The following is a 12102-nucleotide window of genomic DNA, read 5'->3' on the forward strand; positions in this document are numbered from 1 at the left end:
CGCCGCACCCGCCCCGGCCCCCGCCCAGCCGGTGCCGCCGCCGGAGCCGCCCGCGCCTGCCGTCGGCAGTGTCTCCGGCCTGCCGCTGCCGCGCTTCGCGGCGCTGCGCTCGGACGAGGTGAACATGCGCGCCGGCCCCGGCACGCGCTTCCCGATCGAATGGACCTATACGCGGCGGGAACTGCCGGTGCAGATCGTGCGCGAATTCGACCTCTGGCGCCGGATCCGCGACATGGATGGCGTCGAGGGCTGGGTGCACCAGAGCACCCTGTTTTCCCGTCGCGGCCTCATGGTGCGCGGCGCCGCCGGCACCGAGGTCCCGCTGCGTCGGCGGCCGGAGGACGGTGCCCAGGCCGTCGCGCGGCTGCGCCCCGGCGTCGTCGGACGGTTGCGCACCTGCGAAGCCGCCAGCCCCTGGTGCGAGGCTCAGGTCGGCGAGTATCGCGGCTATCTGCGCCGCACCGAGATCTGGGGCGTGGGCCCCGATGAGGAGGTCAAATAAGCACGGCCCCTGACGCGTATCGGCGTTCGTGGTCGAGCAGCCAGGCCTTGCGTTCCAGGCCGCCGCCATAGCCGGTCAGGCTCGCATCCGCGCCAACGACCCGGTGGCAGGGCACCACGATCGACACCGGATTCGCGCCATTCGCGAAGCCCACTGCCCGGCTGGCCGAGGCGCGGCCGAGCTCGGCCGCCAGGCGGCCATAGGTGGTCGTGGTGCCGGGCGGGATCGGGCGCAGCGCCGCCCAGACCCGGCGCTGGAACTCGGTGCCGCCGGTCTGCACCGGCACGCGATCGAGCGCCGCGAGATCCCCTGCGAAGTAGGCGTCGAGGGCCTCGCGGGGCGCCGCCGGGCCTTCGGCCGGGGTCAGCGCATAGGCGCCATAGAGCCGCTGAAGCTGCCGATGCATGCGCGGCTCATGATCTTCGAAAAAGAGCGCCCGCAGCGCCTCTCCGTCCGAGACGAGCAGGATGGTCCCGATCGGGGACGCGACGCGGTCGAGCAGTAGCTGCAAGGATGGGCTCCATGGCCGGGAGAGGCTGGGCGCCATCATGACTGGAGCCGCCCCGCCGTTCTCGCCGTTTTCGGACCTCCATGACCGGCGGCGCGCCTCCCTTGCGACCACCCTGCCGGCGTCCTAGCCTCCATCCCATGGAGCAGGATCGCACCCCGGCAACGCATGACATCGGCGGCGCCAGCCGTTTCCGCTGCACCCCGGTGGAGCCGGACGAGGCACCGCCCGATGCCTTCGGCAAGCGCGTGGACGCGCTGCGCCAGCTGCTCGCGCAGAAGAAGCTGATGACCGTGGACGAGCTGCGGCGGGGGATCGAATCCATCCCGGAGGGCGAGTATTTCGACCTCGGCTACTACGAACGCTGGCTGCGCTCGATCGCTCTGCTGATGGTCGAGAAGGGCGTCGTCGCCACGGAGGATGTGCAGTGACCCCGGCCTTCGCCCCCGGCACCCGGGTGCGGGTGAAGGATCACTGGCCGGAGCGCGACGGGCCCTGCCATATCCGCACCCCGCACTACCTGCGCGGCCGCGAAGGCGTGGTGGACCGCGCCCTTGGCGCCTTCGCGAACCCCGAGGACCTCGCCTTCGCGAGGCCCGCGTCGAAGCGCGTCCTGTATCACGTGCTCTTCGACCAGCAGCCGGTCTGGAACGAGGGCGCCCCCCAGGACAAGCTCCTGGTCGAGATCTTCGAGCATTGGCTCACCCCAGCGGAGCAGCACTGACCATGGCCGCACCCCCGCGCCCCGAGAGCCTCGCGCTTCTGGACAGGCTCGTCGCCGCCCTCGCTGCCAAGGGTATCGTGACCGAGGCGGAGATCGCCGCCCGCCAGGCGATCACCGATCGCGCCAGCCCGGAGGTCGGCGCCCGCATGGTCGCCCGCGCCTGGACGGATGCGGATTACCGCCGCCTGCTACTGACCGACGGCGCCGAAGCGGCCGAGCGGATGGGCGCCACCATGGCCGGCGCACCGCCACTCGGCGTGCTCGAGAACACGCCGGCGCGGCATCACCTCGTCGTCTGCACCCTCTGCTCCTGTTATCCGCGCGCGGTGCTCGGCTATCCGCCGCACTGGTACAAGAGCTTCGCCTACCGCGCCCGCGCGGTGCGGGAGCCGCGCGCCGTGCTGGCCGAATGGGGCACAGCGATCCCGGACGATGTCGAGATCCGGGTCATCGACAGCACCGCCGACTACCGTTGGATGGTGCTGCCCATGCGCCCCGCCGGCACCGAGGGTTGGAGCGAGGACCGCCTCGCTTCCCTCGTCACCCGCGACGCCCTGGTCGGCGTGGCGCTGCCGAAGGCGGCCTGACCGGCCCGAGGCCGCGCAGGCGGCCCGCGCCAGTCATCCGTTTGATGCCCCGCCCCGCGGCCACAGGCCGCCCCTGGCTTCTGCGGAGCGAGGCGAAGCCGATGCTCCGGGGCCGCGAATGCGGCCCCGCGCGCGACCGGCCGCTGCCGCCAGTGCTGCCCTGACAGCGCGGAAGCCAAGGCCGCGGATGCGGCCGCCGGCGTTTGAGGACAACGATACGCCGGCGCGTGAGGCGCAAAAAATGGGCCCGCTCTTGCCCTCCGCCCCATTCCGCGCTTCATCCGATGTGCACAAACCGCTTATCGAAGGCCGCACGCCATGACCCTCGCCCCCGCGACCCGCGACGCCCTCCTCGGCGTCACCACCGCGACGCTCACCACCGTGCTGCTCAAGAAGGGCGTGCGCTTCTGCTACATCCGCGGCGCCAAGCCGCTGACCGCCGGCAGCAACCGCCGCATCGTGGGCCCGGCCTTCACGCTTCGCTTCACCCCGACGCGCGAGGATCTGGCGACCGTCGACAGCTGGTCCTCCCCCCGCTCGACCCGCGCCGCGATCGAGGACATGCCGGAAGGCGCGATCGCCGTCGCCGATGCCTTCGGCAGCCTGGATGCCGGCATCTTCGGCGACATCCTCTGCGCCCGCATGGCCAAGAAGGGCGTCGCGGGCCTGGTCACCGACGGCATGGTCCGCGACGGCGCCGGCGTCATCGGCACCGGCCTGCCGGTCTTCGCCCAGGGCTATGTCGCCCCCGCCTCGGTGGCCGCGCTGAACTTCGTCGGCTGGCAGGAGGTGATCGGCTGCGGCGGCGTCACCGTGGTCCCCGGCGACATCGTGGTCGCCGACGATGACGGTGCCGTGGTCATCCCGGCCGCGCTGCTGGACGCGGTCACCGAGGCCGCGGTCGAGCAGGAGCGCCTGGAGGGCTGGATCATGCAGGAGGTCGAGAAGGGCGTGGCGCTGCCCGGCCTCTACCCGCCCAATGCCGAGACCAAGGCCCGCTACGAGGCCTGGAAGAACCGCTAACAGAAACAGGAGCTGCGCCCATGGCCATCGCGATCGGGATCGCCGGCATCGGCGGCCGCATGGGCAAGCTCCTGCAGGAGGAGGTGGCGGCGGCCGGTGCCAGCTTCGCCGGCGGCAGCCGGCGCGGGGACGACCCCGCCATCCTCTTCGCCGGCGCCGATGTGGTGATCGACTTCACCCATGCCCATGCGGCGCCGGCCCATGCGGCGGCCGCGGTCGCCACCGGCACGCCGCTCATCCTCGGCTCCTCCGGCCTCTCGGTGGAGGAGGAAGCGGCGGTGGCGCTGGCCGCCCGGCAGGTGCCGATCGTCTATGCCGCCAATTTCGCGCCCGGCGTGAACCTCTTCCTCGCGGTCGCCGAACGCATGGCCGCCGCCCTGCCGCCCGAGCAATACGACGCCGAGATCGTCGAGATGCACCACCGCCAGAAGGTGGATGCTCCCTCCGGCACCGCGGTCGCCCTCGGACGTGCCGTCGCCCGCGGCCGCGGCACCACGCTGGAGGCCGCCGGCCGCGAGAGCGGGCGGGATGGCCATAGCGGCGCGCGCGGCACCGGCACCATCGGCTTCGCGGCGTTGCGCGGGGGCCAGGTGGTCGGCGAGCACACGCTGATCTTCGCCGCCGGCAGCGAGCATATCAGCCTCACCCATCGCAGCTTCGACCGCCGCGTCTATGCGACCGGGGCAGTTCGCGCCGCGCAATGGGTGATCGGCAAGGCGCCCGGCCTCTATGAGATGAAGCATGTGCTCGGCATGGGCTGACCTGTGCCGATTTCGCTTGAGATATGAATATCTCCAGGTCCAGCCTGCGCGGCCTCTCCGGAGAAGCACGCCATGGACAGCGCGGATCCCGCCACCCTGCCCACCGTCGCGCGGCTAACTGAGCTCTACGACGAATACGCGCGCGGCAACCGGAACGTCCTGTTCGACGCGCTGGCAGAGGATGTCGTCTGGACCTCCAATGGCGGCCGTATCCTGCCCTGGAGCGGCAGGCATACCGGCCGGGCCGGGGTCGAAGCCTATTTCCGCCATCTGGACGGCGAAGTCGCCATCATCGGCTACGCGGTCGAGCGCGTCATCGCCCAGGGCGACTGGGTCATCGTGATGGCCAAGGCCCGGGCCCGCTTCCGGAATGGGGAGGAGTGGATCCTCGCCAAGGTCGATCTGGTGCGGATGGACGGGGATCGGATTGCCGAGTTCCAGGAATACTATGATTCCGCGGGCCTGGAGTTCGCCATGGCGCCCACCGGCGGCGTCACGCGGCTGGCCGGTGCGGCCGCCTTGCCATCCATGGTATTGGCGGCGGCCTCGCCGACGGCGGGCGATGGCGGCGGGCAGGGCGTCGCCTGAGGCCGGCCGAAGGCGCGCGGCGCTCCCCCTCCACGGGTGGGTATCACTAGTGCGTGTACGAATTCATCCAGAGCAATCTCTGGTTGTGCAACGTGAGGCGCTGCCGGCCTTGCCATGCTGCACCTGCGAGCTTGGGCAGCCCCGGCGGCCGGCGCCGTGGCATTCCGCCTCGCGGCCCACTGATCCGCCGCGCGCTTGACCCTCCGTCCCCTGCCTGCGAAACAGCCCAGCATCCCCATTCGGGGCCAGCCAGGCCGGGGTTTGCCGGACCGAAACCCGCGACAAGAGGCCGAATCACGCCATGCGCGACAAGGGTGAATACCTTTTCACCTCGGAAAGCGTTTCCGAGGGCCATCCCGACAAGGTGGCGGACCGCATCTCCGACACTGTGCTCGACGCCTTCCTGGCTTCTGACCCCTATTCGCGCGTCGCGTGTGAGACCTTGGTCACCACGAACCGCATCGTCCTCGCCGGCGAGGTCCGCGGCCCCGAATCGGTCGCCTTCAATCTCGAGGAAAAGGTCCGCGCCGCGGTCCGCGAGATCGGCTACGACCAGGCCGGCTTCTCCTGGCGGCATGCCGCCTTCGAGAACCATCTGCACGAGCAGTCCGCCGACATCGCGGTCGGCGTCGACGCCGCCGGCAACAAGGATGAAGGCGCCGGCGACCAGGGCATCATGTTCGGCTACGCGACGACCGAGACGCCCGAGCTGATGCCCGCGCCGCTCTACTACGCGCATGGGATCCTGCGCCGCGTCGCCGAGCTGCGCCACGCCGGCGATGCCCGTGTCGCCGGGCTGCTGCCCGACGCGAAGTCCCAGGTCACGCTCCGCTATGTCGATGCCAAGCCGGTCGGCGTGACCTGCGTCGTCGTCTCCACCCAGCACGAGGAGGGGATGGAGCAAGCGCAGATCAAGGAACTGCTCCGCCCCATCGTGAAGGAGATCCTGCCCGCCGGCTGGACGGTGCCGGAGGACGAGTTCTACGTGAACCCGACCGGCAAGTTCGTGATCGGCGGCCCGGATGGCGATGCCGGCCTCACCGGCCGCAAGATCATCGTCGACACCTATGGCGGCGCGGCCCCGCATGGCGGCGGCGCCTTCTCGGGCAAGGATCCGACCAAGGTCGATCGCTCGGCCGCCTATGCCGCGCGCTACGTCGCGAAGAACGTGGTCGCCGCCGGCCTCGCGGATCGCTGCACCATCCAGGTCAGCTACGCGATCGGCGTCTCCAAGCCGCTCTCGGTCTATTTCGACCTGCACGGCACCGGCCACGACGTCGATGAGGCGAAGCTCGCCAAGGTCGTGAACGAGATGGTGAATCTCTCGCCGCGCGGCATCCGCGAGCATCTGCGCCTGAACCGCCCGATCTACGTGCCCTCCAGCGCCTATGGCCATTTCGGCCGCACCCCGGACGCTGCGAAGGACAACTTCACCTGGGAGAAGACCGACCTCGCCCAGGATCTGAAGCGCGCCTTCGGCCGCTGAACCCCGATGGCGGAAGCGGTGACGCTTCCGCCATTGCGGCCCCGACGGCGTCTGCGCCGCGCCACCGTTTCGGATGCGGTTGCCTTGGTGGGGAAAACCAGTATTCTGCGGTCAATTCCCCAACAGAACCATGACGCCCGGTAAGACAGGGACGTGTAAAAAGTAACAAGAAAGCACTGCTGCGTCTTTTCGATCCGGCCGAGACATCGAGGCGGTTGCCTATGGCCGGCGAAACCACGGCGGATGCTTCCGGACGTCTGTCCAGGGGGCAGGATGCCGCCATCCTGCTCGGGGTGCTGGCCCTCTTCGCCGCGAATCTGGCGGTGGAGCTCCATGTGCCGCTCAAGGACGACGTCGCCTGGCTGCTCCATGTCGCGTCGAACTGGATCGACGGCCATCGCCTCTATGTCAGCCTCATCGAGCTGAACCCGCCGCCGATCATCTGGCTTTCCGCCCTGCCGGTGCTGCTCGGCCGTCTGTTCGACATTTCCGCCTTGCAGGTCATGCCGGTATTCACGGGCCTGCTGATGCTGGGCAGCGCCTGGTGGACCGCCGGCCTCGTCGTCCGGCGCGGGCTGTTCGCCGGGCGTGCCGCCGTCTTCGCCGCCATCGCGATCCTGCTGCTGTTCGTCCCCGCCGGGGAATTCGGCCAGCGCGAGCAGATCATCATCGCCGCGGCCCTGCCCTATCTGGCGCTCCGCCTGCGGCCGCTGCGCGACGGCCGCGTCCCGGCCGCCGAAGCCGCTGCCGCCGGCGCGCTGGTCGCGCTCTGCTGCGCCCTGAAGCCCTGGTACGCGCCTGCCTTCCTGCTGGTGGAAGCCGTGATGGCGATGCGCGGCGCCGGCCTGCAGCGCGCCGCGATCCTCGGTGCCGTCGCCGCCGCGGCGGTGATCGGCGCGGCCGCGGTCCTCGCCCATCCGGAATACGTCACGGTGATCCTGCCGCTGGCCATGGCGCTCTACATCTCGCCGCTGGAGCTGTCCCGGATGCTGCCGGCCGGCGCGCTACTGCTGCTCACGGGGCAGGCGGCGGCGGCATGCCTCTGGTGGCTGCGCAGGCCGGGCCGGGATGATGGCGACGCCATCCTGATCCTGCTGCTCTTCGCCTTCGGCGCGACCCTCGCCTATTTCGAGCAGGGCAAGGGCTGGTTCTACCACCGCATTCCCGCAACCGTCGCGACCATCGGCGCGCTGCTGCTGTGGTCGGCCCTGTCGCGGCCACTGGTGCGGCAGTGGGCGCAGGTCGCGGCGATCGTCCTGCTGCTGGCCTTCGCGGGACAGGCGGGGAAGCGCTTCCTGCCCCGCATCGTCATGGCCGCCGATTTCAGCACCGGCGTCGAGGAAGAATTGAGCGAGCTGCTGCACCGGGAAGGCGCGCGCAGCTATCTGGCCTTCTCCAGCAAGCTTGCCCTGGGCTTTCCCGTGGTCGACATGGCGGGCGCCACCTGGGCGTCCCGCTTTCCCTCGATGTGGGCGGTGCAGGGCGAATTGCTGGCCGAGGCGGAAGCCGGCGGCGCCATGCCGCGGCCGGTGCAGGCCCGCCGCTGGATCATCGAGGATTTCCTGGGGGCCTGCCCCGATATCGTGGTTGTCGACAGGAGCGAAGAGGAGGATTTTCCGGCGGCGCTCGGCGCGGTCGACCCGGACTTCGCCCACGCCTGGGCCGGATACGCCCCGATCGACACCTTCGGCATGCTGCAGGCCTATCGGCGGATGCCGGGTGCCGCTCCCTGCGGCCCACGCCCGCGCAGCTCCTGAGCCGCCCTGCTTCGCAGCTCCTTTTTTGGCAAGAGAGTAGTAATGACCGCCGACCGCGCCCCGCTCGCCGAGGGCATTCCCGATCGCCTCTATGGCCGCCGCCGCGGCCATCCGTTGCGGCCGCGCCAGCAGCGCCTGCTCGACCTCACCCTGCCGCGGCTGCGGCTGACCATGGCGGAGGCGGCCGCGCCGCGCGCCGCCTTCGGCCGCCCGGTCGAAGGGCTGTGGCTCGAGGTCGGCTTCGGCGGCGGCGAGCACGCCCATGCGCTGTTCGGCGCCAATCCGGCCATCGGCTATATCGCCTCCGAAGTGTTCGAGAACGGCCTCTGCTCCCTGTTGACCCGCCTGGTCGCGGAAGGGGAGGAGGCGACGGGCGCGCTGCCGCCGAACCTGCGCATATGGCCGCAGGATGCCCGCCATCTGATCGGGGCGCTGCCGGAAGCGGCGCTCGACCGGCTGATGCTGATGTTCCCCGATCCCTGGCCCAAGGCGCGTCATGCCAAGCGGCGCTTCGTCAATGCCGGCCTGCTACCGGCCATCGCGCGCGCCATCCGCCCGGGGGGCGAATGGCGCATCGCCTCCGACGATCCCACTTACCAGGCCTGGGTCGCGGAGGTGATGGCGGACCAGCCCTTCTTCGACGGGCCGCCGCCGGCCGGGACGCGGCCGGAAGGCTGGCCGCCGACGCGCTACGAGGCCAAGGCGCTGCGGGAAGGCCGCCAGCCGCTCTACTGGTCCTTCACCCGGCGCTGAACCGGGGGCGGTCGTCCCCGTTTCCAGCCGCTTGCGGCGGCCCGGCCGACCCGCTATATCATGTGCTCACACGCTTTCCGCGCTATACGGGGGGTGGCCTTGAAAGAGGCCGCCTTTTTTGTTGCCTGCATGACTGAGCGACCATTCCACGAAGGGCTTGAAGCCCGCATCGCCGACACCGTGGCTCCGACGCTGGAGCACATGGGCTATGAGCTCGTGCGCATCCAGGTCAGCGGCAAGGAGCGGCCGGTGCTGCAGGTCATGGCCGACCGCGCCGACGACGCGCCCTTCCGTGTCGAGGATTGCGAGGCGATCAGCCACGCCCTCGGCGCCGTGCTCGACGTGAACGATCCCTTCCGCGGCGAATGGACGCTCGAGGTCAGCAGCGCCGGCATCGATCGGCCGCTGACCCGCGCCAAGGACTGGGAACGCTATGCCGGCCATGTCGCGACGGTCGAGCTCGCGATCCCGATGGAAGGCCGCAAGCGCTTCAAGGGCGTGGTCCTCGGCGCCGATGCCGAGATCGCGCGGCTCAAGCTCGACGACGGCAGCGAGATGGCGCTGCCGCGCGCCAGTATCCGCCGCGCCAAGCTGGTGCTGACCGACGAACTGATCGCCGCCACCGCATTGCCGCCGGCCGCGGCGAACTAGACAACCAGACGAACTCAAGGGAACCCGACATGGCCATCGACATCGCCATTCCGCGTCCGGAGCTGCTCCAGGTGGCCGAGGCGGTCGCGCGCGAGAAGATGATCGAGCGCGACGAGGTGCTGGAAGCGATGGAGCAGGCCATCCAGAAGGCCGGCCGCGCCAAGTACGGGCACGAGAAGGACATCCGCGCCGAGATCGACCGCCGCAACGGCGCCGTCACGCTCCGCCGCTTCACGGAGGCGGTGGACCAGGAGCCGGTCGAGAACGAGGCGACCCAGATCCCGCTGCGCATCGCCCAGAAGATCCGCCCCGGCATCGCCGCCGGCGAATTCATCGTCGATCCGCTGCCGCCGATCGATTTCGGCCGCATCGCCGCCCAGACCGCCAAGCAGGTGATCGTGCAGCGGGTGCGCGAGGTCGAGCGCCACAAGCAGTTCTCCGAATACAAGGATCGCGTGGGCGAGGTCATCAACGGCATCGTCAAGCGCACCGAGTACGGCAACCTCATGGTCGATCTCGGCCGCGCCGAGGCCCTGCTGCGCCGGGACGAGACCATCCCGCGCGAGGCCTACCGCAACGGCGACCGCGTCCGCGCCTATATCTATGACGTCCGGGAGGAGCCGCGCGGCCCGCAGATCTTCCTCTCCCGCACCCATCCGGGCTTCCTCGCCAAGCTCTTCGCGCAGGAAGTGCCGGAGATCTATGACGGCATCATCGAGATCAAGGCGGTCAGCCGCGATCCCGGCAGCCGCGCCAAGATGGCGGTGATCAGCCGCGACAGCTCGATCGACCCGGTCGGCGCCTGCGTCGGCATGCGCGGCAGCCGCGTGCAGGCGGTGGTGGCGGAGTTGCAGGGCGAGAAGATCGACATCATCCCCTGGTCGCCCGACAACGCGACCTTCATCGTGAACGCGCTCGCCCCGGCCGAGGTCAGCAAGGTCGTGCTCGATGACGAGGCGCGGCGCTGCGAGGTGGTGGTGCCCGACGATCAGCTCAGCCTGGCGATCGGCCGCCGCGGCCAGAATGTGCGCCTCGCCTCCCAGCTCACCCGCTGGGACGTCGACATCCTGACCGAGGCCGAGGAGAGCGAGCGCCGCCAGGAGGAGTTCCGCAAGCGCACCGGGCTCTTCGTCGAAGGCCTCGATGTGGATGACGTGATCGCCGGCCTGCTGGTCGCCGAGGGCTTCACCTCGATCGAGGACGTGATCGCGGTCGAGGACGAGGAGCTGGCGGAGATCGAGGGCTTCGACGAGAGCGTGGCGACGGAGCTGAAGCGCCGCGCCCAGGCCTTCCTCGACAAGCGCGACAACGAGCTGGACGACAAGCGCCGCGAGCTCGGCGTCGAGGATCAGGTGGGCGAGCTTGGCGGCTTCACGCCGGCGATGATGGTCCAGCTCGGCGAGAAGGGCGTGAAGACGACCGAGGATCTGGCCGACCTCGCCTCCGACGAGCTGATCGAGATCCTGGGCACCGAAGCGATCGACGAGGAGACGGCGAACGCCGTCATCATGGCGGCGCGCCAGGCGGCGGGCTGGTTCGGCGATGCCGAGCCGGCTGAGGCCGGGCAGGCTGACGGGGAGCAGGGTGGCGCCAATCCCGCCTGAGCGTCCGATGACCGGAGGGCCGCAGGCCCGGAGGTCTGAATCGGATGCTCCGACTGACAAGTGCCCGATGACCGGAGGGCCGAATGGACGGGGAGTCTGAAGCGGACGCTCCAACCGACAAGGACGACGTCGAGGACGCGCCGGAGCGCGGTCCGCTCCGGCGCTGCATCGTCACGCGGGAGAGCGGGCCCAAGGAAGCGATGCTGCGCTTCGTGCTTGGCCCGGATCGATTGCTGGTGCCTGATCTGGCGGCGAAGCTGCCGGGCCGGGGATTCTGGTTGAGCGCGCGCACCGATGTGCTAGAACGCGCCCTCAGCCGGGGAGGGTTCGCGAAGGCGGCCCGTGGCCCGGTGCAGATACCCCCTGACCTGCGCTTGCGGATCGAGGATGGCCTGAAAAGCCGCATCCGCGATCATTTGGGCTTCGCGCGACGGGCCGGGCAGGCGGTGTGCGGCTGGCAGGCGGTAAAGGAATGGCTGCTCGCCGGGCGTGTCGGTCTGCTGGTGGAGGCCGCCGATGGCAGCGCGGCCGAACGCGGTCGGCTGCTCGGCCGCCGCGAGATACCGATGGTGACGCCGCTGCCGGCGGTGGAACTCGGTGGGATTTTCGGGCGTGAGCACGCAGTGCATGTGGCGCTCTCGCCCGGGCGGCTGGCGGAGACGGTCGCGCGGGAAGCGGCCAGGCTGGCGGGGTTCGCCCCGGCCTGACGTGCCCGCGGAGGGCGCGTCTGACGCAGAACGCGGGGCGGAATTGCAGGACCAGAGCTTGCTGGCCCGTTGCGCTAGGCTTATGTGACGCGCTTCCGCGAGGAATGCGCGCGCCAGATGTGACCGCGCCGCACTGGGCGCCGCGGCGCGGGACTGTCGAGGGATCGGATTCGGATCGACGAATGAGTGACCAGAACGACCAGGACGCGGGCAAGAGCCGGCTGAGTCTCAGGCCCTCCGGCCGCCTTGAGCTGGGCAAGACTGTTGACGCAGGCAGCGTCAAGCAGAGCTTCAGCCATGGCCGCAGCAAGACCGTGCAGGTCGAGGTGGTGAAGAAGCGCGTGATGACGCCCTCCGTCAGCACGCCGAGCCGCCCTTCCGGTCCCCCCTCCGGCCCCGGTCAGGCGACCGGCCCGCGCCAGGCGGGCGGCCCGCCGCGCGCCGGCGGCCC

Annotated in this window: 15 protein-coding genes; 14 read left to right on the top strand and 1 reads right to left on the bottom strand. The window is 70.4% G+C overall.

The window, feature by feature from the left end:
* Positions 1–502: SH3 domain-containing protein (locus GXW71_RS33400; protein WP_246527131.1), on the top strand; the 502-nt coding region annotated here is incomplete at its 5' end.
* Here GXW71_RS33400 and GXW71_RS33405 read toward each other — a convergent pair.
* Positions 495–1013, bottom strand: a complete 519-nt coding sequence (locus GXW71_RS33405; protein WP_246527132.1) for a methylated-DNA--[protein]-cysteine S-methyltransferase — start codon at positions 1011–1013, stop codon at positions 495–497. The genes GXW71_RS33400 and GXW71_RS33405 overlap by 8 nt on opposite strands.
* A gap of 137 nt (positions 1014–1150) precedes the next feature.
* Here GXW71_RS33405 and GXW71_RS35580 point away from each other — a divergent pair, with 137 nt between their 5' ends.
* The 13 genes from GXW71_RS35580 to GXW71_RS33470 all read left to right on the top strand — a co-directional run.
* On the top strand, positions 1151–1441 hold the full coding sequence (locus GXW71_RS35580; RefSeq protein WP_211858198.1) for an SH3-like domain-containing protein: 291 nt from the start codon (positions 1151–1153) through the stop codon (positions 1439–1441).
* Complete coding sequence (locus GXW71_RS35585) at positions 1438–1734, top strand: SH3-like domain-containing protein (protein WP_367615991.1); 297 nt, start codon at positions 1438–1440, stop codon at positions 1732–1734. The genes GXW71_RS35580 and GXW71_RS35585 overlap by 4 nt, the downstream gene beginning before the upstream one ends.
* A 2-nt stretch (positions 1735–1736) precedes the next feature.
* A complete protein-coding gene (locus GXW71_RS33420; RefSeq protein ID WP_211858200.1) occupies positions 1737–2321 on the top strand; it encodes a nitrile hydratase subunit alpha in 585 nt (194 codons plus the stop codon).
* 318 nt (positions 2322–2639) lie between these two features.
* A complete protein-coding gene (locus GXW71_RS33425; protein WP_211858207.1) occupies positions 2640–3344 on the top strand; it encodes a ribonuclease activity regulator RraA in 705 nt (234 codons plus the stop codon).
* A 20-nt stretch (positions 3345–3364) separates the two neighbouring features.
* Entirely contained in the window at positions 3365–4105 is a 741-nt protein-coding gene (gene dapB, locus GXW71_RS33430) for a 4-hydroxy-tetrahydrodipicolinate reductase (protein ID WP_211858209.1), read from the top strand.
* A gap of 72 nt (positions 4106–4177) precedes the next feature.
* Complete coding sequence (locus GXW71_RS33435) at positions 4178–4693, top strand: nuclear transport factor 2 family protein (RefSeq protein ID WP_211858211.1); 516 nt, start codon at positions 4178–4180, stop codon at positions 4691–4693.
* A 301-nt stretch (positions 4694–4994) separates the two neighbouring features.
* Positions 4995–6179, top strand: a complete 1185-nt coding sequence (gene metK, locus GXW71_RS33440; protein ID WP_211858213.1) for a methionine adenosyltransferase — start codon at positions 4995–4997, stop codon at positions 6177–6179.
* A 221-nt stretch (positions 6180–6400) separates the two neighbouring features.
* Complete coding sequence (locus tag GXW71_RS33445) at positions 6401–7936, top strand: hypothetical protein (RefSeq protein WP_211858215.1); 1536 nt, start codon at positions 6401–6403, stop codon at positions 7934–7936.
* 42 nt (positions 7937–7978) lie between these two features.
* On the top strand, positions 7979–8689 hold the full coding sequence (trmB, locus tag GXW71_RS33450; RefSeq protein ID WP_211858217.1) for a tRNA (guanine(46)-N(7))-methyltransferase TrmB: 711 nt from the start codon (positions 7979–7981) through the stop codon (positions 8687–8689).
* Positions 8690–8818: 129 nt separating this feature from the next.
* Positions 8819–9340, top strand: coding sequence for a ribosome maturation factor RimP (rimP, locus tag GXW71_RS33455; protein WP_211858218.1), 522 nt, complete (start codon positions 8819–8821; stop codon positions 9338–9340).
* Positions 9341–9369: 29 nt separating this feature from the next.
* On the top strand, positions 9370–10944 hold the full coding sequence (gene nusA / locus GXW71_RS33460) for a transcription termination factor NusA (protein ID WP_211858219.1): 1575 nt from the start codon (positions 9370–9372) through the stop codon (positions 10942–10944).
* Positions 10945–11027: 83 nt separating this feature from the next.
* The gene (locus tag GXW71_RS33465) at positions 11028–11651 is read left to right on the top strand and encodes an RNA-binding protein (RefSeq protein WP_211858223.1); all 624 of its coding nucleotides are present in this window, start codon (positions 11028–11030) and stop codon (positions 11649–11651) included.
* A gap of 182 nt (positions 11652–11833) precedes the next feature.
* On the top strand, positions 11834–12102 hold a 269-nt coding region (locus GXW71_RS33470; RefSeq protein WP_211858230.1), incomplete at its 3' end, for a translation initiation factor IF-2 associated domain-containing protein.

Origin of the sequence: Plastoroseomonas hellenica (assembly GCF_018129085.1) — a bacterium.
GTDB classification, from domain to species: Bacteria; Pseudomonadota; Alphaproteobacteria; order Acetobacterales; family Acetobacteraceae; genus Plastoroseomonas; species Plastoroseomonas hellenica.

What these genes read in the sequence shown, in the direction of transcription:
- dapB (WP_211858209.1), top strand. Translation starts at nt 3,365, where the DNA reads ATGGCCATCGCGATCGGGATCGCCGGCATCGGCGGCCGCATGGGCAAG.
- GXW71_RS33420 (WP_211858200.1), top strand. Translation starts at nt 1,737, where the DNA reads ATGGCCGCACCCCCGCGCCCCGAGAGCCTCGCGCTTCTGGACAGGCTC.
- GXW71_RS33425 (WP_211858207.1), top strand. Translation starts at nt 2,640, where the DNA reads ATGACCCTCGCCCCCGCGACCCGCGACGCCCTCCTCGGCGTCACCACC.
- rimP (WP_211858218.1), top strand. Translation starts at nt 8,819, where the DNA reads ATGACTGAGCGACCATTCCACGAAGGGCTTGAAGCCCGCATCGCCGAC.
- GXW71_RS33435 (WP_211858211.1), top strand. Translation starts at nt 4,178, where the DNA reads ATGGACAGCGCGGATCCCGCCACCCTGCCCACCGTCGCGCGGCTAACT.
- GXW71_RS33465 (WP_211858223.1), top strand. Translation starts at nt 11,028, where the DNA reads ATGGACGGGGAGTCTGAAGCGGACGCTCCAACCGACAAGGACGACGTC.
- GXW71_RS33445 (WP_211858215.1), top strand. Translation starts at nt 6,401, where the DNA reads ATGGCCGGCGAAACCACGGCGGATGCTTCCGGACGTCTGTCCAGGGGG.
- trmB (WP_211858217.1), top strand. Translation starts at nt 7,979, where the DNA reads ATGACCGCCGACCGCGCCCCGCTCGCCGAGGGCATTCCCGATCGCCTC.
- GXW71_RS35580 (WP_211858198.1), top strand. Translation starts at nt 1,151, where the DNA reads ATGGAGCAGGATCGCACCCCGGCAACGCATGACATCGGCGGCGCCAGC.
- nusA (WP_211858219.1), top strand. Translation starts at nt 9,370, where the DNA reads ATGGCCATCGACATCGCCATTCCGCGTCCGGAGCTGCTCCAGGTGGCC.
- metK (WP_211858213.1), top strand. Translation starts at nt 4,995, where the DNA reads ATGCGCGACAAGGGTGAATACCTTTTCACCTCGGAAAGCGTTTCCGAG.